Raw genomic sequence first — 21,959 nt, 5'->3', positions numbered from 1 at the left:
CAATTTTTATCATAAGGGGAACGGGAGTATTTATCCTTCGATTGATCTAACAAAACCAAAAAGCATGTGACATTATCGTCACATGCCTGCAAGCCGCACCATTTCATTCTCTCGTGGAAAGGTTAACCGTACTGTTGTGCCTTCTCCCGGAACGGAGTGCACATGAACATCAATCCGAAGAGCCTGCGCAACCTGCTTCGTTAGATACAGTCCCATGCCCGTAGCCGTTCCTTCAAGCCGCCCATGAGTGGATGTGAAGCCTTTATCAAAAATACGCGGTAGATCCTGAGCCTCTATACCTCGCCCCTGATCCTGAATGGTAAGTACAACATGCCCCTCATGCTCTTCACTCATAATAACAATATCGGAGGAATCACTATATTTCACTGCATTACTCAGAAGCTGGCGAATGATGAAGCTTAGCCACTTACTGTCTGTCAGTACATGAGTGGCAGATAAAGATACATCGAACCCAATCCCTTTGGAAATACACCATGACTTTAACGCTCGAACCTCACCAACGATTACAGGCTCAATCTCCGTATTTTCCACAAACAAGTCATTGTGCATAAACGGAATGCGTTTCTGATGAAGCTGTTGATCCAAGAGCTGATGTATACGCAACCATTCATACGTCATCTGTGCCCGCAAGCGATCGTCTGGCATCCGGTCAATCATGAGCTGTAATGCCGTTAGTGGCGTCTTAACCTCATGAATCCAAGAGAGGATCTCGTCCTTCTCCTGTTCTAATGAACTAAAATGAGAAGTCGATTCCTTCCGGTAACGCTCGGTCTGAGAAGCCACAGCATTATGTATAATGCGCTCATACGGACTATCCGCTTGATCCAGCTCGGCGAGATCATATGTATGATCCCAAGTAGTCAATTTTTTGTAATAACGCGTCTCTTTCGGATATCTCGCCCAGATAAACACAATACATATGACAACCTGAAGCAACACGATATAAGCCAACGCTTCAAAAGGAATAGATGTATCCATATAAGCCACAAACAAAGTGATGAGCTGTATGAAAACCAGGAGTAACAACCAAGTCAGCTTCTCACGTAAATACTGCCAAATCATATATTTGCCTCTTCCGTAGCCTGATAACCTTGTCCTACATGAGTTTCAATATACGAATCCAAACCAAGAGGTTCCAGCTTCTTCCGCAATCGATTCACATTCACCGTCAACGTATTGTCACTGACAAAATGCTCATGATCCCACAGACTGCGGATGAGTTCTTCACGGGTCACAATTTGATTTTTTTGTTCGACAAGCACTTTAAGAATCAACATTTCATTCTTCGTTAATAGTACTGCTTGCTGATCGCGAGTAAGCGTATTTTTCACATACTCAATCGTTGCACCTCGCCAAGTCCGTAATTCTACCCGCTCTGTATTGTAATTGTACACGCGCCGCAGCGTCGCCTGGATCTTCGCAATCAACACTTCAAAGTGGAAGGGCTTCTGCACAAAATCGTCAGCACCCAGATGCATGGACATTACCATATCCGTAGGATGATCCCGTGAAGACAAAAAGATAATAGGCACATTGGAATGCGCCCGGATCAATCGACACCAGTGAAATCCATCATATTGCGGCAGCTGAATGTCGATGATGACAAGTTCAGGCTGAATACTACTGTATACCTCCATCACTTTGCCAAAATCTTGCACTCCATAAACGTCATATGACCACTGGCTCAATCGATCTTTCATTTCATTAAACAGGGATTCGTCGTCCTCTATCAGCATAATTTTGAACATTAGATTATTTAATCATTCCTTTGTCGAGCAGCAGTTGGTAAATATCCATGCTTCAAAAACTCACTCCTTGGTGGCGCAATTCGGACTGAACCTCAGACAGAATCTCTTTGCTACTTCAGTTGGGCTAGTAGTCGCTCTGCAACATCTCTCGCATCTTGCAGTTGGCCTGCTTCGTAAGCTTGACTGAATAGTGTAGATAGCGCAAATTCTGCTTCGTTCTTACCTCGTGCGACTGCCTGTAACTCTGTATCGACCATACCTGGGTCAAAAGTTAGCACGTCAACTGGATTCTCCGCGCCTCCTTGCTCTGCCTCAAGGCATTGCGTAAACATGTTAATGCCTGCTTTGGCTGTGCAATACGTTCCCATAGCGGGCGCTGGATATTGCCCTGATGCAGAAGAAACGTTAACAATTTTCCGCCTTACATTCATAGCATTGCTATGACGAATAAAAGCAGAACTTAATATCATGGGTGCTACCAAGCTAATATTCAAACTCTGACTGATCTCTGCGGCATTGCATTGATCTATGGGCTTTAGCGGTTCAACCATGGCTGCATTATTAATCAGTCCAATGATCTCAGTTTCCTGTGCTGGAATCTGTGCCAGAATTCGAGTCATCAGCTCATCGATTCCCGTATGATCACTAAGGTCATACGCGTAATGTGTATATTGAGAATGAGCTGTTAACGGCTCAGGAGTGCCTCGTGAAATGCCATGAACCCAAGCTCCCCTTTCCAATAACACATCTGCTAATTGCATCCCAATGCCTTTAGAAGTACCTGTAATGATATAATGTTCTGTTCTCATTCGTCATCCTCCTAATTTAAGTTTAAACCCCACGATCTATGTAATTATGCGTCTCTCTTCTTCCACAACGTCACCCATAGGATGGGTATGCCAAACTCAGCATCCTCCTGACTCATCGTCTTCATCGGACGTAATTCTACACACTCGAACGATTCCTCCAGCATATAGCGGAGCTTCTCTTCTGTAAATGCTAGACCACCCTTCATTGATTTCTCCCGGTATACATCCCAATCATCCATAACCGTCTCTGGTCCGCCCATACCCCCGAATCCCGGAGCAAAACAAGTCATGCCAAAGTAGCCTCCTGGTCGAAGCGCATTATAGATCATCTCCAGATACGGTATACGCTGATGGGGCAAGAGATGATGAAGACAGCCGGAATCATACACGAGATCATATTCTGCATGCGGAGATAACTCAAATACGGATCGACACTCAAAGTTAACCGCGAGCTGTTCTTCATTAGCCCGTTCTTTTGCCCACGCAATAGCCGTCTCGGATAGATCGTATGCATCGACTTGGTAACCCTCACGCGTCAGATAGAGTGCATTTCTACCTGGCCCACAACCAAGCTCTAGCGCCTTGCCTCCAGTCAGCAATCCTGAGTTTACATGTGCTACCAAATTCTCATCAGGCTTATTCGGAAAAAAGGGAATCGGTCTGCTACGATCTTCATAAAAAGGTTCCCAGAACTGTTTTGCAGAGCGAAATTCCGCATCTAACATGTCATATACATCCTGGATAGTCCTAATTGTTTTTTCCATACCTTTCGCCTCCTCATTCAGATGAACCCCCCTTACAGAATCAGCATTTCAAACGGCTTTCTCTCACAATTATGGTACGCTCCATTATAACATTTTCACCCAGAAATTCTCTATTTTTCTTGAAGAATACCATGATGTATAGGTATAAAAATGGGCATACAAAAAGACGTCTAAGGAGAGCGTATTACTCCAACTTAGACGTCCTTACTACTCCCATATGAAAGTTAAAAAGTTACACTAATCTCATATACCTAATCGTTTCCGAAGTGAAGTAATATGAGCGACATGGTGTCTGCCATGCCAGGAATAGAAGCCTAGGTTATAGTCCAATCTAGTCGTTTCTTGTGAACCTGGGTGATAAAATGATTTGGCAAAATCCGCATCTGTTAAGGTATGTAGCAGCCCGACCCACCGGCGGTGTAATGCATCTAAAATCTGAAGGGAGAATTCGATATCCAGTTCCCGTGAATCACTAAGCTCAGCCCAGCGATCCTCGTAATACGGCTTGATCGTTGGATTATCCTCGGTCAGTGCCAACTTGAATCGAATCATGCTGTTCATATGACTATCCGCCATATGATGGATCACTTGTTTAACCATCCAGCCCCCGTCCCGGTAAGGTAGGCTCAACTGTTCTGGGCTCAATCCTTCTACAGCTTGACGAGCATTAGCCGGTAGCTGTGCAATGTCCTCAATCCACTGCTCTCTCTGAGCTACTGTAATTCCCCCCGAATGTTCGAATGATCCAATAGGATATCTCAAATCCATCATGTATTCCCTCCACACCTCAGTTTAGATATTGATACAGAATTACTAATAAAGAACTTCTGAAACGGTAGACCTTACTCACTTGCTCTTACTGCTTTCCAAATGTACTTGCGCTCCTGTACACAGATTCTTCCGTCAACCAGACTTTCTTCTAGTTTAGCTTGAAATGCTTCCTGAAGTTCAGGCAACGTATAATCTGGATTCCCCGGCGTATCCGATAGAAACAGTGCAAACTCATGTTCATTGGGAAACACCATGGCAGCATTGTTGAATTCTTCGATCTCAATATCTTCGTACTCGTTATTCAATAATCGCTCTCTCACCTTGCTTACATCGCCGTGAATACCGATAATTGTTCCGCCTTTGCGAAGCACTCGGCCGTGTTCAATGATAGATGTTGGTCCGCGACGATCATAGATTAGGTCAAACTGTTCATCCACAAAAGGCATCTTCGCCTTGGTCGTAGCGTGTACAAACTCTGTGTTCCTCACACCAGACGATGCTAGCCCCGATAATGCGATCCGGATCATCTCGCTGGAGTTGTCGAAACCGGTAATGTGCTGAGCGTAGGCTGACATTCGCAATGTAAACTCACCATGACCACATCCCGCGTCAAGTACCGTGTTATGGAGAGGTAACATTTCAATTAATCGCTGTTCAAACACATCTTCCGCCGATTGTCCTTCGACGATAAACTTCGACCTGCCCCGGTACCCTCCGTTACGTCTCGCAATCATGTCATACCATTCGAGTCCCATCCGATTCCCCCTCCGCATATTCCTTTATTTAACTATATTCGACAATGACCGTTCATTTCCCCCACTATTCCGAGATTTTTATACGATAAAATTTGAAACGGCAATCCTTCACATTCCGTATAAAGGTCGAAGTCGTATTTTTTCCCAGAAATCGAACTGATCCGGAGGTTGAGCACATGTCATTTTTTAAGAAAATGTTAGCTAGTGTTGGCGTAGGCGCAGCAAAAGTAAATACGGAATTAGATACTCCTGAGGTTATCCCCGGCGGTGTTATTACAGGAACGGTATACATACAAGGTGGTGATGTCGAACAGAACGTCGACCGAATATACCTAAGTATTCACACTCATTACCTTCGTGAACGCGATGATCGTAAGTTCAAGGAGAAGGCAACTATCGCCAAGTTTTTGTTAACCGATGGCTTCATCTTGCAGCCAGGTGCAAAGCTGGAGAAACAGTTCTCCTTTGACCTACCGGAAAATCTTCCGCTCACGCTGCATAGTGCCGAGGTATGGGTGGAAACAGGCCTTGATATTGCAAGTGCTGTAGATCCTTCGGATCGCGATTTGTTACGTGTTGTACCCACCCAAGAGATGCGTACTGTCTTCGATGCCATTGATATCCTTGGTTTCAAATTGCGCGAAGTCACCAATGACTACGCGCCTAAACTTGGCGGCAATCTGCCCTTTGTTCAGGAATTCGAATTCGTACCCACGAATAAGTTTCGTGGATATTTGGATGAGCTGGAGGTTCTGTTCTATCCGATGGGCGACTCGCTAGAGCTACTGCTACAGATCGATCATCGTGCTAGAGGGCTTAGTGGCATTTTCTCAGAAGCGATGGGTACAGATGAGAGCTTTGTTCGACTACACCTATATGAGCGGCATCTAGCGCGCGGAGCACAATCGGTGGCACAAGGGCTGGAAGAAGTTATTTCGAAGCACATTTAATTCATTGAAAATGATGTAGAACAACAATAAACAAATGATAATTAACAAACAAGAAACAAGAAATCATAAACAAACAAGCAGTTCTCTCCAGTTAATCGGATAGAGACCTGCTTGTTTTTAGTTCACATGTCATATTTCAGTTACGCAAATATTATTCAGGCATATGCATCTGTACTTTTGGTACTCAGTGTATGGCGAACGATCTGGGCAAAATCCTCAAAGGCATCACAGGTGCGCAATCCCTCAAGTAATTCCTCTTGGCGGATCAATTCCACAAATAGATCGTAGATGCCCATCGCTTGCTCATAATCCTCTTTGCATATCGATAACATGAATACCGCGTGTACTTCATTCTCATCATCCCAACGAATAGGCTTCTCCAGCAAACAGACGGAGACAACTGTCCGTGTAGAACTTAGCTCCAGCGGATGTGGAATTGCCATGCCTCTACCCAGAGCCGTAGAAGCCATCTCCTCACGCTCCTGTAATGCAGGCCAGAACCGTTCTGTCACTACACCTCGTGCTGATAACCTATCACTCATCTCTGACATAAGCTTGAACTTATCAGGCTGATCGGTGCGATACATGAAAAATTCAGGGTCGAAATAGCGGAGCAACGTCATTTCTTCTTGAGTATCACTAGAACGAACCATGTGCGTAATGGTTGCCATATCCCGTTCTGAAGGAATGGCAGCGATGACAGCCGAAGGCTTGTCCTTAGGCTCTCGCAAGCGAATGGTGGAGATCACCATATCCTCTGGAATGCTCACCATTTCCTCATATTCACGTAAGGATACTACGCGAGATACCTCCAGCTCCGCGAACAATGAACGCAATCGTGACTCAAGAATACGTGCTGTGCCATAACCTGAGCCACATACGAGCAGAACGGACTTCCGTTTTCGATGAGGAATCTGATATTTGCGTTCCAACGCCGCTCCGAAGTGCAGTGCCAGATAACCAATCTCGCTATCATTAATTTCATAAGGCACATACGTCTTTAGCTGTTTAACCGCACCAATCGTAATCTCATACGCCAGCGGATAATATTTACGGATATGTCCTAATAGTGGATTACGCATGTTCATCCCATGCTCTAGCCGTGTAATCATAGGTTTTAGATGGGCGTAAAGGTCACGCGGCAATCGTTCATCATCTCTCAGATCATAACTGTATCGTTCATAGACATAATCTAGCATCCGCTGAACGGTAACATATAGAGGATCATCCGATAGACCATCCCAATCGGTAGTTGTCATTTTTTTGCTAATAATATGCAATAACAGATAATCACGCTCTCCCGCGGAGAAACATATGGAGTATAAGTCCTCCAGATCTTTAATCATCTGTAGAGCAAGTTCTTGATCCTGCCCATTCGCCTCTACTGTATCAAACTTCTCTAGCCCATGACCCTGCATAACACGCATTACCATAACAGCCAAATGTGTGATCAGATCCTTCAGAGCCAGATCAGCGATTCGAACATGCTTATGACGCAAATGTCGCATCACCACTTCCCGTATTCGGGCTGGATCCACAGGCTGTAATAATTGCTCCTGCGCGACCGTAATTCCATCCGGAGCCAATTGTAATTGTTCATCACGCACGTCAGCATATTCAGCGAGGCAATACCGGATGCTTTTCTCATCCCCGATTACCTGCACGCCATGTCCAGGTTTAATACAGAGCTGCAATTGATAATTCTCTAGAATCTGACGAATGATCTTAAGATCATTATTCATCGTTGCACGGCTTATAAACAATTGATCAGCAAGGTCTTCCATTTTGATATGACCTGGTTCGTTTAGCAATTTAAACAATTCAAATCGTATACGCTCCTCAGGTGATCCAGGGATCGGCAAGCTTCCAGATTGAAGGTTATGCCGGTTTTCAAGCAACGCTTCATAGCTAGAAGGCTCATCAACTACGATGGAGTATCCTTTGCCTCTTTTGGATTCCAGTCTGCTTCCATGTTGCACAAGGATGCTCTCCAGCTTCTTCAGATCGTCCCGAATGGTTCTCACTGTGACCTCTAGCCTCTCGGCAAGAGCCTGGCTTGTCCACGCCTGATCCTGCCCTTCACCATGAAGAAGGAGAAACAATCTCTGCAAACGTTTGTATGGAAAAATCATATCGATATCCGACCTCCTCTCTGATCCGTCTAAGCTGAGCATTCGATGAAAAGCATCTGTTTATATCTGACTGTGAACAGTATTTATATTAATTCGACTTATATAAATTGAACTAAAGAATATTTACACTGCCACTCCGATGACAGAATAACTTTCCGATCGCTGTTATCCCCAGATTTTTTTGATTCCCTTTTCCAAAGGGAAAATCCGGGGATAAAGGCGAACGCTCCGCTTCTCCATGTTATTTCTGTCCTCTCCGTTCTCGTGTAAATGTTTAATTCAATTTATACAGATACAAGGACGGTCAACAGCTTGCAATGGGTAAGCTCAGGTAATGAGATGACTTGCTCTTTATTCGCAATAACCTGCGCTGGTTCCAAAGACTGTTCCGCCAGAGATACTCGTTCCACTGAAACCGACTGATTGAACTGAACTGTTGCTTTTGCATTTTGCTTCAAGTACGGATTGAAGACACGGATAATATAACCATCACTATGCTCCGCTTTCTTGAATGCGCTGAGTACAGCATTGGATTCCTCATTAAAGGACATTAAGCTGTAGTTCTGCGGCAATGTACGCTCTTCATCACGGAAGGCAAAGATCAATCGGCCATTCAAAAAGTCACACAATTGATAGCTGGCGATCGGGGTTAAATATTCACGCGCCACATGCGCTACCTTCGCTTCATCCACTCCAGCATAGTGGATATACAATGCAAACGAGAAGTTCAGTTCACCTAGCAACTGTGCATCGGGTGTAGCAATGATTTTCTCTCCCGAAGCTCGCCCCGGGCGATACACAAGATTTTCTTTACCCATGAAACCAAACGTCCGGAACAAGGTCAAGGCAATAGTATCCATCTTCTCGCCTACAATCTCGTATTCACGCACTCCTTCGGTGATCACTACGATGCCACGATTACCGTCATTCAATCCCGCATAACTCTGCATCGCTTCAATCGTAATCGGTTTCTCTTGCCACTTCTCACGTTCCCACACCTGGGCTTCAGGCAAGGATGTAGGACGAGCAATGACACCAAAAGGCTGATCTGCAATCGATAAGGAGGAAGCTAGACCTGTATCAAAAAGTACTCGTAGTCGGTGGCTAAGCACCTGATTTTGTACCTGAACCTCAAAGCGGATCAATCGCTCGCCCTTACGAAGTCCTACTTGAACCTGAATTGGCAGTTGTCCCGAACTTATTCCTGCTTCACGTTCATGCAGATCGGCAGGCACACTCAGTGTGCATCCCAGTTGAAGCTCTTCAAGAACGTTGGTCTTCGCTGTTGTCACATTCAGTTTGCAACCAATGGAGGATACAATAAGATCCCGCTCTGGCGGTGAATAATTATAAGAGTCTCCGTCATCACCATTATCTTCAAACACCATCTGATTGGCATATGTCTGCCCAGAGGTTTTATCTGTAATGGTTAATGTACCGTTATCTTCAGCAACGATGGCAAAGAATTCATTTTCGATATGCTGATCATTGCGTCGCTCAATTGTTGGTGCTGTTCCCTGACTAAAGTCAAAGATGATCTGAGTATACCCCATCGCTGGAACCTCTTGCAGTTCTACTAATAGTTTCGCACGATATACACGGTCTGGGAGATAGACTTTACGACTTGGATTCAGATCAATGTGTTGTCCTAACACATAATCTGTCTGATCTACTTTGTCCACAATCGTATAGGCCAGTTCTCTTCCCTTCGTATCACGAATAACAAACGATTCCTCTGGAATGTACGCTTCAATCTCCGTAACACCCCCACGAACATACGGTAAGGTATTGAACAGGGTAAAGGCAAATGTCTCCTCCTGCTCAATGGTGGAAGCAATCATTCGCATATGCAAATCTAGTAGATTGCGTGCGATATCATTGGCCTGTTTGTAACGGAAAGCAACGTCCTGATTCGTAGTATCACTGTTGCATCCACCAATACTATCATGCGCCGCATTCTCAAACATCAACTTCCAGATATCTTCCACAATGCGATGCGGATATTCATGTCCAAGAGAGTGACTGATGGCAAGTACAGGCTCTAAAATGTTCGCAATGAAGTTCTCGATCTGGTTATTCTGTTGCTTGAGATCTGCACGTGTGGAGAAAATGGATTTGTGAATACGCATATGCTTAGCTTCCATTAACTCACCGCGGAGTACCGGCAGGTCATGACTGTCTGCTTCAATCTCTGCCATGAAACGTTCTGGTTCATTCATTACATATTCCCGTTTGTCATCTAGCTCGTTGAAACGCTCAATCAACTGAGGCAGATTCAAACGAATCGGTGCTTGATCGAAGCCATTCGGGAAGTAAATATGCCGCGTTGATGCTTTGTTCTCAAGTGCGCCAATCTGCTTTTCCAAATACGGCTGCAAGTCCGCGGTATCCTCTGGAATGTTTCCTCCGTAGTAGTATCCAAACGGCATCTGAACTGCGAATACTTGGCTGCCGTCCGATCCTTCCCAGGTAAATTCAGTACGCGGATTCGTATTATCGGACACCCCGCGCCAGAACAAGAAGCGTTCAATACCGAACTCACGATAAATCTGCGGCATTTGTGCTGATTGTCCGAACGCATCTGGCACATAACCAACCTTCATGGCATGCCCATATTTGCGTGCTGTTTCCGTTCCATAGTACAGGTTTCTAACCATGGATTCACTGGAAATGACCAACTGATCTGTTTGGGTATACCACGGGCCAGTCATGAGTCGCTTAGCTGAAACTAGATTACGAATACGTTCCTCATCCTCTGGACACCAACGGATGTAATCATCCAACAAGGAACCCTGAGCATCTAGCAGGTAATAATGAAATCCTTCTATATTCTCCAGTGCGTTCAGCACTTCTTTGACATGTTTGACTAGATAAACTTTGGAACGGGAGGTGGTGAAGTACCATTCCCGATCCCAGTGTGTGTGTGGAATAACATGCACCTTCGTACGTTCTCTCTCACTCATCTCTGTATCCCTCCAGTTGCTTATTTAGCTCTATATAGTTCAACTTAGTCAAAAACAAGTTCAATCTCTTCTCCATTTTTCTTTACAGAAGCTTCCTTCGTTTCAGCAGGTTGCTTCTCTTCTTCATCACGGAAGTTAACAAGCATCGTTCCGCCCGCAACAATGAGTGCCCCGAAGATACCTCCGGCAAGGTATGCAAGTGGTGTACCTACGGAGATCGCACCGTACAATCCACCGATCGGTGGCATGATGATGTGCGCGCCGAGCAACGCGGTTAATGCTGCACCTGATGCACAGGCAACCATGTTGACCAAAATCATTTTCGCAGGATTACGCAGCGTAAATGGAATTGCTCCTTCTGTGATCCCGATGACACCCATAATGACAGCGCCTTTACCCGCTTCCTGATACGTTTTGGAGAAACGTTTTTTCATCAGCAATGTTGCTAAACCATAACCTAGTGGTGGAATACAGATCGCAATGTTGATAAACACATTGGGCAGATATACACCAGACAGAAACAACGCGTTACCTGCCATCCAAGCGGCTTTGTTCACTGGTCCGCCGAGATCGAATCCGATCATCGCGCCCAGAATAATAGCGAGCACAACTGTATTGGTTCCGCTCTGACTCATGTTCTGTACCCATGTAATCAGATAATCATTGAGTGCGCCCAGTGGCCCGCCAAGAACAACGGCCATCAGGAAACCCGTAAGTCCCACAGTGATCAGTGGCAAAATGATTAAGGGTACCGAACCCGCGGCTGGACCTGTGATTTTAACTTTATTTTTGACCCAGAGCGTGATATATCCGGCAAAGAAACCCGAAATGAGCGCGCCTAGGAAACCTGCGTTTGTCTGTTGAGCCAATACCCCACCGATTAAACCAGCGGCCAGCGCCGGTTTGTCAGCAATGGAATAAGCAATGTAACCAGACAATACAATGGTCAGTAGCCCGATACCACTCCAACCTACATTTTGTACCAGGTATAAAATATGCAAGAATCCGCTTCCATCTTTATATGGATCAAGGTCTGTTATGCCCATCGACAACGCGATGATCTTACAGATCGCTACAACCAAGGAACCCGCGATAATAACGGGCAGCAGGTAGGATATACCTGTCATGAGATGTGTTTTTGCTTCACCAAACCATTTTCTCATCTTACTCTCTCCTCATATGGAAGATAATTTAGGATTGTGCTTTTACCGCTTCTACCGCTTTGGTTAGTACCGCTTCAGCCTGACTAACCGCATGACCAATTTTGACCCGTACGACCTTCTTATCGCCGAATCGCTCCATATCCTTCACCGTTTGATCCGAAGCAATGAGTACAAAATTAGCCGCTGCAATATCTTCCTCTGTCAGCTTGTTCACTTGACCCATCGCACCTTGTTGCTCGACTTTGATCTCGTAACCCAATTGTACTGCTGCCTTCTCCAATGCTTTTGCTGCCATTGGCGTGTGAGCAAGCCCTGCGATACATGACGTTACACCTACGATTTTCATTATGACACCAATCCTTCCGTATATTGATGAAGCAAGCCATATACATCTTCCGGCTTCGCCGCTGCTGCAATGCCCTCTTTGAATGAATCTTCAAGTAATAACGTGGCAAGTGAGGAAATGATCCTCAGATGAGATACGTCCACATGACCCTTCGGTACCAGTATGACAAAAATGGTTTTCACGGGCTTCCCATCATGAGAATCCCAGTCAATCGGCTCGTTCAAACGGATCACCATCACCGCTGGACGAGTCACTGCTTCGCTCTGCGTATGTGGAATTGCGAAGTGATCCTGCAACCCCGTGGAATAGACTTGTTCACGCTCCCACAAATCAGCTTCAAGCTGTTCGCGGTTGCTCGTAATGTGATAACGTTCAGCTTCTGCGGAAATGAATTGAAATACATCCTCTTTGTTAGGTAATGATTGATCCAGATAAATCTGATCTGTTGTAATCATGATTCCTGTCTCTCCTCTCTCTATCCAACACGATAAGCGCTTACAAGATCATTGTAGCGGATTATTTGACCAGCTTGGATATACAAAATTTCCCCTTCGAACCGGAAAAACATTAGATCAGCTCAAAAACCCTGAGTCCAGCAGGACTCAGGGAGGATTGAATGCTATGTTTAATCTAAAGGTGAACGATAAACCAGCATGTATTTGTTAACAGTATCTATGTTTGTTTCACATGAACTGGGCTACAAACGAGCTTTCCGTTGCTTCATTCTTGAACGAACACGATAGTACAGACACGTGAAGAGGAATAGCCCCGCTCCAATCAATAACATGAATGTCAGATCGGCTCGAAATACCGTTCCAAAAACAACCTTGGACTGCAATTTCTCCATAGAGGTATAGCTGGCTACGATATCCGGTTTATATTGATACGTTAGGATCATGCCTTGGATAACTTGCCAACAGATGATGCCTACGGTTAACAGCAAACTTACGATAATGGATTCAAGCACCAATGGTTTGTTCAATCTCATCGCTTAATCCTCCTTAGGATTGTAGGGTTGAACGCTATTCCAAAGTCAATTGCTTCTGCATTACGTTGGAATAAATATGCTTGACCACATCATCCGTAGTTAGACCATCGGTTATAATATGTTGTTCGAATCTCGCATCCTGAAATGCCTCTAGACATTTAACCGCTTGTTGGTACGTCCATCCACCCAGCTCATCTCCACGTTTGGCTATTCTCTCATGTAACGTCTCCATTGAAGTCATCAGCGTAAAATGATATAGATCGCTATCTAATTCACTAAGCCCACCATGAATATATTCGAAGCGTTCTGTATTATAGATTGTCATCGGTACAATTAGGTGTTTATTATACTTCTGCCTCAGTTCACGAGCGATGGTTACGGTAAGGATTTTCCATAGCTCCATATCCTGAAAATCATCTGTTTGCTCTTCCTTCATTCTTACGTCTTCTGGAATTACCTTTCGCAGCATGTAACCAATCTCTTCGGGGTTAAAGATCATACTGTTTGGTATTAACGGCTGGAGTTGGTTCGCTGCCGACGTTTTACCTGCGCCAAATGCTCCATTGATCATCACAATCACGTAAGTCCACTCCTCCGTTTCACGTTCGTCGTGTTTACATCATTATTCCGATAAGAGCTGCTCCAACTGCTGCTTCAAACTGTCCATGTTGGCATCCACATACTGATAGAGCATTTCAAATACTTCTTCATTGTCAGATTGCATTAGTAATCCTTCCGCTGCAAGCTGTACTTGTTGTATGACCTCATGAATCTGCTGTCCATGCACCTCCAAGGAATTCGTTAACTCCCCTTCAGATAACCCGTTCACATTTTCCCTAAGCTGTGCAGTACTCACTCCGTTCGAAGATAACATGTCTTGAATACCCTGCATAATCTCTGCATCCGTCTCATTACCGATCCGCTGTAATACTGCTGTCGTTTCACTTAAGAATTGCCCGCTTGAATTTTCCAAATATCCGACTATTCCATTCATTGACAATTCAGTGTCTAGTTCAATAATCAGAATCATTTCTCGTAAGATTTGCGGGATCTCTGTTCCACATTCTCTTATGGTTGCAAATTCAGCGCGGTATAGATCCATCGCTACGCTACCCACCACTTCTTCACCTGACATGGATTCAAGTTGATTCAAAGGTAATAATTCCTGTAATTCTTCTATTAATTGTTTCATTCTTCTGCCTCCAATAATTCTCTATCTTTAATGAACGACTTAACATGGCGACTCACCTTTATGTACTACCAGAATGCGCCGACACCTCATCCCATCATAGCAGAATATGCTGTACAAGATATGCTGACAGAATACTTACCAGCTTAGAAAACGGATGTGCTGTATCGTGCCTTCGCAATTTACAAGAAAACGCAATAAGTTAACGTGCCGTTGACTTCTGCATAATGAACGGTTGTTATGATCTTGGCATCAAGAGTCACGGGAGGGATGACCATGCGCCTGGCCTTGTTCACGGATACTTATGCTCCAGATACGAATGGCGTTGCTGCCACGCTCGAACGTTGGAGTACCCATATGCAGCGCAGAGGAATCGAACATCTGTTATTCACACCTAACTCCATTATCGAGAGCAATGATGATTGTCCAGTGCAGCCTATTGCTAATATCCCTTTTTTTCTCTATCCCGAATGTCGAATTGCTCTACCCAGCAGAACCTCCACCTACAAACAATTGCAGGCTTTCCAGCCGGATCTGTTACATATCTCCACGCCATTCAATATGGGACTGCTTGGCCTCCGTTATGCCCACAAGAACCATCTTCCCCATGTCGTATCCTATCATACCCACTTCGATCGTTACCTCGAATACTACAGATTAAAAAGCATGATTCCCCTCTACTGGAAGTATGTCCAATGGTTCCACCGCGGAGCCGACGCTACATTTGCCCCTTCACTGGAAACTCTCGAAGCGTTGCACAAACAAGGTATTCAGCGATTAAAGCAATGGTCGCGCGGAATTGACTGCAATCTATATACACCGGATAAACGAAATTCAGAATTCCGTCTTCGTCATGGGATTACTGCTCCGCTCATCCTGCTCTACGTTGGACGAATCGCGCCAGAGAAGGATATCGGTACACTTACTATGGCGATGCAGCATTTACCGGCTGAGCTACAATCGCGTATTCACTGGGTCATCGTTGGCGATGGACCACTACTCCCCAAAATGCGTCAACAAGCACCAGCAAATGTAACATTCACTGGTTATTTGCATGGGGATGAACTTGCTCATATGTATGCTTCGGCAGATCTATTTGTATTTCCTTCCTGTACGGAAACGTTCGGCAATGTCGTCCTGGAGGCCATGGCTTCGGGCTTGCCTGTATTAGCGGCTAATGCTGGCGGTGTAAAGGATCTTGTGGCTGACCATCGAAGTGGCATATTGTTTGAACCGGGGCGTGCAGATGCACTGATTCGTGAGATAGGTCTGTGGGCAAATCACCCTGAGCAGCTTCAAGTCATGGGCATCCATGGGCGAAAACTTGCACAGCAGCGGTCATGGGAGAACATCTTCGACCAGCTCATTGAAGACTATGAAAAGATTATTGAGCAACGGAATCGGCGCTTCAAAACAACCTTTTCCTCCGCATAGGTTCACCCTCCAATCTACCTGCGGCAGGTGATTTTGTACATGAACTCCTGCCGCAGGGTACGCTCATGCGTATCACTAGGGATGTAGCTGTAAAACAATAAAAAAGCATGATTCATTAATGAACCACGCTTAGTCTAAACCTAGTTTTATAGTTACCTTGACTTGGGTTATCTACTTATTTATTTTGCTATAGGGAACTTTAACATCAACGAATCCTGCAGCGTATGGGGCGACTTCATAAGGATAGAAGCGAATTACGATCCCTTTATCATAGAGGTAAAATGCTGGATCTTGCTCCAATGGAAAATCATTGATATTTTCTTCAAAAATACCTTGATTCGCATTATACATCGCTCTAAGGCTGCTTGAGATCGACTCTTCTAAATTGGCTAGTTGTTCATCGTTTTGCACAAAATCTTTAAACTTCAGTTCCTTGCCTGTTCTAAGATCATAGTTGTAGGACGTTGAGGATGGAAAACCATGTGCTGCTCCTGCATAGATGTAATCCTCGTACACAACAGATATCTTTTCCTTCTGATTAAATTTCACTGTGACACTCGTGGTGCTTACGGAATACTTTTTATTTTCTTTCTTAATCTTTTTGTCTGCACTCACAATGTGAACGGCATGCACTTTAAACATCTTATTAAGCTTCGCTGTCACACTCTTGTTTCCACCTGAAAGCTCTATGTACGGTTGACCTTTGTAATAAAGCACTTTCGATTTCACTGCAATCGTACCTGCTGCACTTGCATCTGCTGTAGGTACGATGATTGTAGTTATTAAAGCAAGAATAAGAACATACACCCATCTGAATTTCATGATTCACCTCTAGATTTCCACATCGGCTGTGGGATTGTCTGCTTACCTATGCCAAACGTAATTATATTAACCATTCCTACTTATCATAAGTGAGATATTCATTAATTTTCACTCCGTTATTCACTCTGAAATCCAGAGTTCTACGCTCGTGCCTTGTGCGTTAAGCTTAGTCTTGCCCCCAATCGGGAAAGTAAAATGTGGTGCGGTATGTCCAAAATCGACATCTGCAATAACCGGAATGTTCGTTAATTCCCGCTTGCTGTGAATGATTTTATCTAATAATTGCGGTGTCATTCCTGATGCTTTCTGGAATCTACCAATGACTAACCCTCTCACTTGTTCGAATCCAGGCTGATGAATAAGTGATTGTAGATCCCGATCGAATGTAGACGGGTCGGCCATATAGTCATCCTCAACGAACAGGACTGTCCCTGCTAGAGAAGGCATAAATTCTGTACCTTGAAGCAGATTCAGTGTACATAGATTCCCGCCAATAATGGTGCCTTCCGCCTGTCCTTCGTTCAGAATCACGGGCCCTTGGTTCGTAATAAATTGACGGTTCTCTTGATCCCGATACCACGCATCATCACTCCATGCTTCAGAGGGTGTAACGTGAATTGAATCGGCCGATCCCATCATCACTCTCTTGAAGAACTCGACGGTGTATTCATTACCATGAAGTATAGCAAACGTCGAGAACGCAGGACCCGAATAGGTTATCAACCCTGTTTTCCTATATATAGCGGTACTCAACGCAGTAATATCAGAATAGCCACAGAATCGCTTCGGATTGGCTTGAATAAGCGAATAGTCGATATATTGCAGTAACTGATTGGAGTTGAACCCGCCGATGGTCGCCAGTATTCCTTTGACTTGTGGATCGGCAAAGGCTGCATGCAAATCTTGAATACGCGATTCAATAGAGGACGAAGCAAAATCATCCATCTCATATGCGTTAGCCGAAAAAGAGACGAGTAGACCCAAGGCCTCCAGTCGTTCTTTGGCAAGCTGGATATGCTGCTCATCTATAATGGAAAGACTTCTTGATGGGGAGATCACACGAACCTCGTCTCCTGGTTGCAGTTTAGGTGCAATCATAGGGAAAATTCCTCCTTATTTCTTTTTAGAAGATTCACACCATTCTACATGAAAAACCATAATTAGGATATCACTAGATAAGCTTAAATGCCTTCAGTGCATGCGCAATTCCATCCTCACTTGCTTTTCGTGTAACATAGTCTGCACTTAACTTAATGTGTTCTCCCCCGTTCCCCATCGCAACACCAAGACCAACATACTCCAACAGATCGATATCATTTTCCCCATCTCCAAATGCCATCGCCTCTTCTCGGGAAATGTTTAGAAACGTGAGTACTTTCTCAGCAGCGGATGACTTCGATACTACATTCTCTTCTAACACATTTGATACATACTCATGGAAACGCACGAAATTCAGGGATGGAAACTGCTTATGATATATTTCCGCTTCCGCTTGATCTGCATATAGACAGAGACAATAAATTTCGCGCTCAAGCGAAGGTAGAGTCTCAGGGTAATCCATAATGCCCAAGGTATCTTGTAATGCATTTGTGATGCGCTTATTTGTTTCATATTTACCGTTCATCGCAAACGACTCTGTAAAATAGGAAATACCATGACCATTCTCCTGTGCGAATTCGCTAAACGTTCTTACCATGTCCGGAGAGAGTACAGACTTATGGATCACTTGTTCTCCACTCTTAATGAGGGCACCATTGGCTGAAATGATCGTATCCATGCCCATTCTCCTAAATTCCTCACATAAACTATAGGGTCTGCCTGTCACCAACACGACTTGGATTCCTCGACGAAGCAGCTCTTTTATGGCTCTCTCTGTATTGGGCGATAGGGTTCGATCAACCTCACTTAACAACGTTCCATCTATATCCATGAATACAATCTTAATCATTTCATGCATGTGCTTTGGCTTGTCCACAAAATAAACCTCCTAACATTTTCAAATGTACTGTAACATAATTGGCATTGCCCCGTTGTCTTAAGAGAAGGAGGAGGAAACTTGAAATGAGGAGTGATCTATATGCCGAACTATTCAAGCAGTACCAATCCTCCCTGCATCTCTATCTCTACCGCATGTGTGGATCTCAGGAGACCGCTGAGGAGTTAGTTCAAGAAACATTCTACAGAGCTATGGTATCTATGAAAGCCGAGCATGCAAGTTATGCCAGAGCGTGGTTATACAAAGTAGCCCGGCACTTATTTATCGATTGGTATCGTAAACAACGTAGTGAACTACAAATGAATCGAGAGCTGGAACAGCAAGGTACAGAAAATACATACCGTTCCCCAGAGGAAGTACTCAACGCACGTGAACGAACCATTCGTATTCAACAGGTGATGAAGAAGCTTCCCGAACAGTATCGAACCATATTGTTACTACGAGAAATGAACGAGTTATCTTACAAGGAGCTTGGCGAAATTCTGGATATGAATATGAACCAGGTCAAGGTCACCCTTTTTCGTGCCAGAGAACGATTCAAAGCAGAGATGCTTCAAATGAAAGGAGACGATTGAGAATGTCTGATCACACAGAACATGATGAGCAGCGTGTCCTTCAAGAAGAAGATTTCGAGAATCTTCATCCTGAATGGGGTCAAAAGCAGTTCAAACGCATGGTATGGAAGACGAGATGGAAATTTTTCCTTAACGCAGGAGGTGCTCTATTTCTCGTATTTATCGTCTACCACATCTATGTATCATCACTCCATATTTACTTCGATCAATCAAAAGTACGCAATGACTTCCTACGTTCCATCGTATCTGTTGTAGAGATGCACGGTGATGGGCTGCGAGTAGAAAAACCCGTTCATGAAGCTTTTGAGGTTAGTCCGTTTCTAACACAAAAAGCGAATCTGAAAATATATCGACAAGTAGGCTCATGGGAAGTAATCACTGGAGAGATTGAAGCGGAACTAAGTATCAGCGGCAAATTGAGCTATACGATTACCAATACAGGAGCATATATGAACGGCAACAATACAGGGCCATTTTTCCTCCCATACTCTCTTGTGTCTAACCAGGTTGCTCCCACCAGCGATTCGAGTGATAGTAATCATATGAACAGGCTTGCTAAAATTGATGATGGGCATGTTGCAGAGTTATCCCTATCCGTGAAAAATCTAATATCTCCAGAACAACTGATGAAGCTTCTTGCCAATTACGATGTTGGGGTAACCGCTATGCCAGTCTATGCAGGTGAATTGAAAGAAATAGATACTTCCTATTCACGCGCAGGTATGTACAACTATATGACGCCTCATCTCACGCTTAAACCTCTCACCTCATTCGGTGAAAATGGTTCTGGTTGGTATGCCTATTTTGCACCAGACGAGGCAGAACAGATGCATGAGCAAGTTCAAGCGATGATGTCTGATCTGGAATGGATGACTAGCAATGTACAATACAATGGTTCGGATATGGATCGAGAGCGTCTTGCCTATTTGAAAGAAAATGGCGTGCAAGTCTATGGGGCTGTCGTTACAGGTCCTGTACGTGAGTTGGAGAAAATAACAAAGCTGCCGGAATTTCATCAATTCCAGTTAAATCGCGTAGAGATATGGAATTGGGATTAAGCCCATTGTAATAAAAGAGATGATTCCTGTGTTCGACAGAGGATCATCTCTTTCTTGTTTATGTGTTATTGGGCTGCAAAATCCTTCACGTCACACAGCCAGATCATATGGTCTGCCCCTTCTCCCCAGTAGTCTTGTAACACGGTGTGAGGCTTACCGAATTTCCTTTTCCAGCGCTGTTGGGCATGTTTATAACCGCTATCCAGACAGAACTTTTCTAGACCACGCCGCTGAAGTTCACCGATTAACGCCTGAATTAGAGCAGAACCGATTCCCTGACCTTGTAATTCGGGTAAAATGTACAACGTACCCAGTTCACCGATATCTGCCAGTTCCTGATTAGTGCCCTTACGAATGATCTCACCACAAGGCGCAAAGGAAATCGTTCCAACGACTGTATCTTCCCTCTTCGCTAGGAGAAAGAACATCGTTTCATCCTGATTATGGTTTTGTTGCAAGACTACTTGGAGCAACCTTTTTTTGTGATTCACTTCATCCCAGAAGTCATCATGTAGAACATCCAGGCCTTCGTCCTGAAACGCACCTCGAATGGCTGTCTCAAACACAAGATTGGCGTCGTCCACATCCAATGTAGTTAAGGGATGAATGGTGACCAGATGGTTCATACGCCTTGTTCTCTCCGTTTCAATTCAGCATCCACTCGTTCAGCTTGCAGCCGTTCAAATAACTGTGCCAGATCTGTATGCAGCACTGGCTGTTCTTGAACAAGCATATCGATATAGACAGAACCCGTTTCATAGAAAACAAGCCGATTAAACGGTTTTTCTGTTCCGACGTGATTCTGTTCCAAAGCAAACTTTTCTCGAATTCGATTCTCAATATACCGCGCGTAGCCTTCGTTCCACTCCAGCCAGTTCCAGAATTCACCGGCTTCTACGCTAAGTGAGCTGAACAGCAGTGTTCTAATCTCTCTTACCTGCTTGGCGTCCTTACTTTGCAGTGCAAGGATAAACTCATCTATAATTCCAACAACCGTCTCATCGTCATAAGGAAACTCATAATCAATTTCCCAGCTTACCCGTTTCCGCTGTTCCATTGTGCTCTTGATACCGATACGCCCGCCAACCTGCTCTCTGTATTGTTCATACACATAACAATGAACAAACTCATGAAACAGATAGACCTTTTGTTCAAAGCTTTGAAACAGCGCATCCGTAACGACTGCACATACACGCCAGTCCATATGAGGTACGGGGAACGCTGCCATACAATCCTCTGGAATGTTCATATCATCTGGAACGGTTTTGACCCATTCATATTGCTGTGTATCTATAGAATAATCGTAGATATATAGAAGAGATTCGTAGGCTACAACCACCGGATAATACTCTGCAAACATCGGGTGTATGCTTACCAGATCTTTCTGAATCACCTGTAGCTCATTAATTTGTTCCAAAAAGGTATCCATATCATTAACCTCTCTTAAATGGAGTGATAATGCAATCATACCAATA

At 44.3% G+C, this 21,959-nt stretch carries 23 protein-coding genes; 4 read left to right on the top strand and 19 right to left on the bottom strand.

Annotated elements, in window-relative coordinates; genetic code table 11:
* Positions 1–78: 78 nt before the first annotated feature.
* The 6 genes from J2T19_RS10520 to J2T19_RS10495 form a co-directional block, all read right to left on the bottom strand.
* Positions 79–1,083 carry a sensor histidine kinase gene (locus J2T19_RS10520; protein ID WP_307215445.1) on the bottom strand — a complete coding sequence of 335 codons (1,005 nt, stop codon included), beginning with the start codon at positions 1,081–1,083 and terminating at the stop codon, positions 79–81.
* A complete protein-coding gene (locus J2T19_RS10515; RefSeq protein ID WP_307215443.1) occupies positions 1,080–1,769 on the bottom strand; it encodes a response regulator transcription factor in 690 nt (229 codons plus the stop codon). Before J2T19_RS10515 ends, J2T19_RS10520 begins: the two co-directional genes overlap by 4 nt.
* A 110-nt stretch (positions 1,770–1,879) precedes the next feature.
* Positions 1,880–2,578, bottom strand: a complete 699-nt coding sequence (locus J2T19_RS10510; RefSeq protein WP_307215441.1) for an SDR family NAD(P)-dependent oxidoreductase — start codon at positions 2,576–2,578, stop codon at positions 1,880–1,882.
* Between the two features lie 44 nt (positions 2,579–2,622).
* Positions 2,623–3,342 (bottom strand): class I SAM-dependent methyltransferase, encoded by a 720-nt coding sequence (locus tag J2T19_RS10505; RefSeq protein ID WP_307215439.1) that lies wholly within the window; start codon positions 3,340–3,342, stop codon positions 2,623–2,625.
* Positions 3,343–3,585: 243 nt separating this feature from the next.
* Positions 3,586–4,113, bottom strand: coding sequence for a YfiT family bacillithiol transferase (locus tag J2T19_RS10500; protein ID WP_307215437.1), 528 nt, complete (start codon positions 4,111–4,113; stop codon positions 3,586–3,588).
* Positions 4,114–4,184: 71 nt separating this feature from the next.
* Positions 4,185–4,868, bottom strand: a complete 684-nt coding sequence (locus J2T19_RS10495) for a class I SAM-dependent methyltransferase (RefSeq protein WP_307215435.1) — start codon at positions 4,866–4,868, stop codon at positions 4,185–4,187.
* Positions 4,869–5,044: 176 nt separating this feature from the next.
* Between J2T19_RS10495 and J2T19_RS10490 the strand changes: the two genes are divergently transcribed.
* Complete coding sequence (locus J2T19_RS10490) at positions 5,045–5,818, top strand: sporulation protein (protein ID WP_307215433.1); 774 nt, start codon at positions 5,045–5,047, stop codon at positions 5,816–5,818.
* Positions 5,819–5,973: 155 nt separating this feature from the next.
* Here J2T19_RS10490 and J2T19_RS10485 read toward each other — a convergent pair whose 3' ends face one another.
* The 8 genes from J2T19_RS10485 to J2T19_RS10450 all read right to left on the bottom strand — a co-directional run bounded on the left by J2T19_RS10485 (position 5,974) and on the right by J2T19_RS10450 (position 14,602).
* Positions 5,974–7,950 (bottom strand): BglG family transcription antiterminator, encoded by a 1,977-nt coding sequence (locus J2T19_RS10485; protein ID WP_307215431.1) that lies wholly within the window; start codon positions 7,948–7,950, stop codon positions 5,974–5,976.
* 284 nt (positions 7,951–8,234) lie between these two features.
* Positions 8,235–10,913, bottom strand: coding sequence for a mannosylglycerate hydrolase (mngB, locus tag J2T19_RS10480; RefSeq protein WP_307215429.1), 2,679 nt, complete (start codon positions 10,911–10,913; stop codon positions 8,235–8,237).
* Positions 10,914–10,957: 44 nt separating this feature from the next.
* On the bottom strand, positions 10,958–12,076 hold the full coding sequence (locus J2T19_RS10475) for a PTS fructose transporter subunit IIC (RefSeq protein ID WP_239292607.1): 1,119 nt from the start codon (positions 12,074–12,076) through the stop codon (positions 10,958–10,960).
* 28 nt (positions 12,077–12,104) lie between these two features.
* Positions 12,105–12,422 (bottom strand): PTS fructose transporter subunit IIB, encoded by a 318-nt coding sequence (locus tag J2T19_RS10470; protein ID WP_056698859.1) that lies wholly within the window; start codon positions 12,420–12,422, stop codon positions 12,105–12,107.
* Entirely contained in the window at positions 12,422–12,877 is a 456-nt protein-coding gene (locus J2T19_RS10465) for a PTS sugar transporter subunit IIA (protein WP_145409119.1), read from the bottom strand. The genes J2T19_RS10470 and J2T19_RS10465 overlap by 1 nt, the downstream gene beginning before the upstream one ends.
* A 242-nt stretch (positions 12,878–13,119) precedes the next feature.
* Positions 13,120–13,410, bottom strand: a complete 291-nt coding sequence (locus tag J2T19_RS10460) for a hypothetical protein (protein ID WP_307215425.1) — start codon at positions 13,408–13,410, stop codon at positions 13,120–13,122.
* A gap of 34 nt (positions 13,411–13,444) precedes the next feature.
* Positions 13,445–13,981, bottom strand: a complete 537-nt coding sequence (locus tag J2T19_RS10455; protein ID WP_307215942.1) for a DEAD/DEAH box helicase family protein — start codon at positions 13,979–13,981, stop codon at positions 13,445–13,447.
* A gap of 51 nt (positions 13,982–14,032) precedes the next feature.
* Positions 14,033–14,602 (bottom strand): DMP19 family protein, encoded by a 570-nt coding sequence (locus J2T19_RS10450; protein WP_307215423.1) that lies wholly within the window; start codon positions 14,600–14,602, stop codon positions 14,033–14,035.
* 273 nt (positions 14,603–14,875) lie between these two features.
* Here J2T19_RS10450 and J2T19_RS10445 point away from each other — a divergent pair, with 273 nt between their 5' ends.
* On the top strand, positions 14,876–16,033 hold the full coding sequence (locus tag J2T19_RS10445; RefSeq protein ID WP_307215421.1) for a glycosyltransferase family 4 protein: 1,158 nt from the start codon (positions 14,876–14,878) through the stop codon (positions 16,031–16,033).
* Positions 16,034–16,204: 171 nt separating this feature from the next.
* Here the strand turns inward: J2T19_RS10445 and J2T19_RS10440 are convergent, their stop codons facing one another.
* The 3 genes from J2T19_RS10440 to J2T19_RS10430 all read right to left on the bottom strand — a co-directional run bounded on the left by J2T19_RS10440 (position 16,205) and on the right by J2T19_RS10430 (position 18,803).
* Positions 16,205–16,855, bottom strand: a complete 651-nt coding sequence (locus J2T19_RS10440) for an RsiV family protein (RefSeq protein ID WP_307215419.1) — start codon at positions 16,853–16,855, stop codon at positions 16,205–16,207.
* A 120-nt stretch (positions 16,856–16,975) separates the two neighbouring features.
* Complete coding sequence (locus J2T19_RS10435) at positions 16,976–17,953, bottom strand: S66 family peptidase (RefSeq protein WP_307215417.1); 978 nt, start codon at positions 17,951–17,953, stop codon at positions 16,976–16,978.
* A 73-nt stretch (positions 17,954–18,026) separates the two neighbouring features.
* Entirely contained in the window at positions 18,027–18,803 is a 777-nt protein-coding gene (locus J2T19_RS10430; RefSeq protein WP_307215940.1) for a Cof-type HAD-IIB family hydrolase, read from the bottom strand.
* A gap of 113 nt (positions 18,804–18,916) precedes the next feature.
* Here J2T19_RS10430 and J2T19_RS10425 point away from each other — a divergent pair, with 113 nt between their 5' ends.
* Both J2T19_RS10425 and J2T19_RS10420 read left to right on the top strand, forming a co-directional pair.
* Positions 18,917–19,426 (top strand): RNA polymerase sigma factor, encoded by a 510-nt coding sequence (locus J2T19_RS10425; RefSeq protein WP_307215415.1) that lies wholly within the window; start codon positions 18,917–18,919, stop codon positions 19,424–19,426.
* Positions 19,427–19,428: 2 nt separating this feature from the next.
* Positions 19,429–20,484 (top strand): anti sigma factor C-terminal domain-containing protein, encoded by a 1,056-nt coding sequence (locus J2T19_RS10420; protein ID WP_307215413.1) that lies wholly within the window; start codon positions 19,429–19,431, stop codon positions 20,482–20,484.
* Positions 20,485–20,549: 65 nt separating this feature from the next.
* Here J2T19_RS10420 and J2T19_RS10415 read toward each other — a convergent pair whose 3' ends face one another.
* Complete coding sequence (locus J2T19_RS10415) at positions 20,550–21,110, bottom strand: GNAT family N-acetyltransferase (protein ID WP_307215411.1); 561 nt, start codon at positions 21,108–21,110, stop codon at positions 20,550–20,552.
* The gene (locus J2T19_RS10410) at positions 21,107–21,913 is read right to left on the bottom strand and encodes a hypothetical protein (RefSeq protein ID WP_307215409.1); all 807 of its coding nucleotides are present in this window, start codon (positions 21,911–21,913) and stop codon (positions 21,107–21,109) included. The genes J2T19_RS10415 and J2T19_RS10410 overlap by 4 nt, the downstream gene beginning before the upstream one ends.
* Positions 21,914–21,959 lie beyond the last annotated feature (46 nt).

The sequence above is a fragment of the Paenibacillus tundrae genome, from assembly GCF_030812775.1.
Taxonomy (GTDB): domain Bacteria; phylum Bacillota; class Bacilli; order Paenibacillales; family Paenibacillaceae; genus Paenibacillus; species Paenibacillus tundrae_A.
Note: the sequence above shows the minus strand (reverse complement) of the source record. Positions and strands in the feature narration are given on the sequence as shown.

What these genes read in the sequence shown, in the direction of transcription:
- J2T19_RS10520 (WP_307215445.1), bottom strand. Translation starts at nt 1,083, where the DNA reads ATGATTTGGCAGTATTTACGTGAGAAGCTGACTTGGTTGTTACTCCTG.
- J2T19_RS10515 (WP_307215443.1), bottom strand. Translation starts at nt 1,769, where the DNA reads ATGTTCAAAATTATGCTGATAGAGGACGACGAATCCCTGTTTAATGAA.
- J2T19_RS10510 (WP_307215441.1), bottom strand. Translation starts at nt 2,578, where the DNA reads ATGAGAACAGAACATTATATCATTACAGGTACTTCTAAAGGCATTGGG.
- J2T19_RS10505 (WP_307215439.1), bottom strand. Translation starts at nt 3,342, where the DNA reads ATGGAAAAAACAATTAGGACTATCCAGGATGTATATGACATGTTAGAT.
- J2T19_RS10500 (WP_307215437.1), bottom strand. Translation starts at nt 4,113, where the DNA reads ATGATGGATTTGAGATATCCTATTGGATCATTCGAACATTCGGGGGGA.
- J2T19_RS10495 (WP_307215435.1), bottom strand. Translation starts at nt 4,868, where the DNA reads ATGGGACTCGAATGGTATGACATGATTGCGAGACGTAACGGAGGGTAC.
- J2T19_RS10490 (WP_307215433.1), top strand. Translation starts at nt 5,045, where the DNA reads ATGTCATTTTTTAAGAAAATGTTAGCTAGTGTTGGCGTAGGCGCAGCA.
- J2T19_RS10485 (WP_307215431.1), bottom strand. Translation starts at nt 7,950, where the DNA reads ATGATTTTTCCATACAAACGTTTGCAGAGATTGTTTCTCCTTCTTCAT.
- mngB (WP_307215429.1), bottom strand. Translation starts at nt 10,913, where the DNA reads ATGAGTGAGAGAGAACGTACGAAGGTGCATGTTATTCCACACACACAC.
- J2T19_RS10475 (WP_239292607.1), bottom strand. Translation starts at nt 12,076, where the DNA reads ATGAGAAAATGGTTTGGTGAAGCAAAAACACATCTCATGACAGGTATA.
- J2T19_RS10470 (WP_056698859.1), bottom strand. Translation starts at nt 12,422, where the DNA reads ATGAAAATCGTAGGTGTAACGTCATGTATCGCAGGGCTTGCTCACACG.
- J2T19_RS10465 (WP_145409119.1), bottom strand. Translation starts at nt 12,877, where the DNA reads ATGATTACAACAGATCAGATTTATCTGGATCAATCATTACCTAACAAA.
- J2T19_RS10460 (WP_307215425.1), bottom strand. Translation starts at nt 13,410, where the DNA reads ATGAGATTGAACAAACCATTGGTGCTTGAATCCATTATCGTAAGTTTG.
- J2T19_RS10455 (WP_307215942.1), bottom strand. Translation starts at nt 13,981, where the DNA reads ATGATCAATGGAGCATTTGGCGCAGGTAAAACGTCGGCAGCGAACCAA.
- J2T19_RS10450 (WP_307215423.1), bottom strand. Translation starts at nt 14,602, where the DNA reads ATGAAACAATTAATAGAAGAATTACAGGAATTATTACCTTTGAATCAA.
- J2T19_RS10445 (WP_307215421.1), top strand. Translation starts at nt 14,876, where the DNA reads ATGCGCCTGGCCTTGTTCACGGATACTTATGCTCCAGATACGAATGGC.
- J2T19_RS10440 (WP_307215419.1), bottom strand. Translation starts at nt 16,855, where the DNA reads ATGAAATTCAGATGGGTGTATGTTCTTATTCTTGCTTTAATAACTACA.
- J2T19_RS10435 (WP_307215417.1), bottom strand. Translation starts at nt 17,953, where the DNA reads ATGATTGCACCTAAACTGCAACCAGGAGACGAGGTTCGTGTGATCTCC.
- J2T19_RS10430 (WP_307215940.1), bottom strand. Translation starts at nt 18,803, where the DNA reads ATGATTAAGATTGTATTCATGGATATAGATGGAACGTTGTTAAGTGAG.
- J2T19_RS10425 (WP_307215415.1), top strand. Translation starts at nt 18,917, where the DNA reads ATGAGGAGTGATCTATATGCCGAACTATTCAAGCAGTACCAATCCTCC.
- J2T19_RS10420 (WP_307215413.1), top strand. Translation starts at nt 19,429, where the DNA reads ATGTCTGATCACACAGAACATGATGAGCAGCGTGTCCTTCAAGAAGAA.
- J2T19_RS10415 (WP_307215411.1), bottom strand. Translation starts at nt 21,110, where the DNA reads ATGAACCATCTGGTCACCATTCATCCCTTAACTACATTGGATGTGGAC.
- J2T19_RS10410 (WP_307215409.1), bottom strand. Translation starts at nt 21,913, where the DNA reads ATGGATACCTTTTTGGAACAAATTAATGAGCTACAGGTGATTCAGAAA.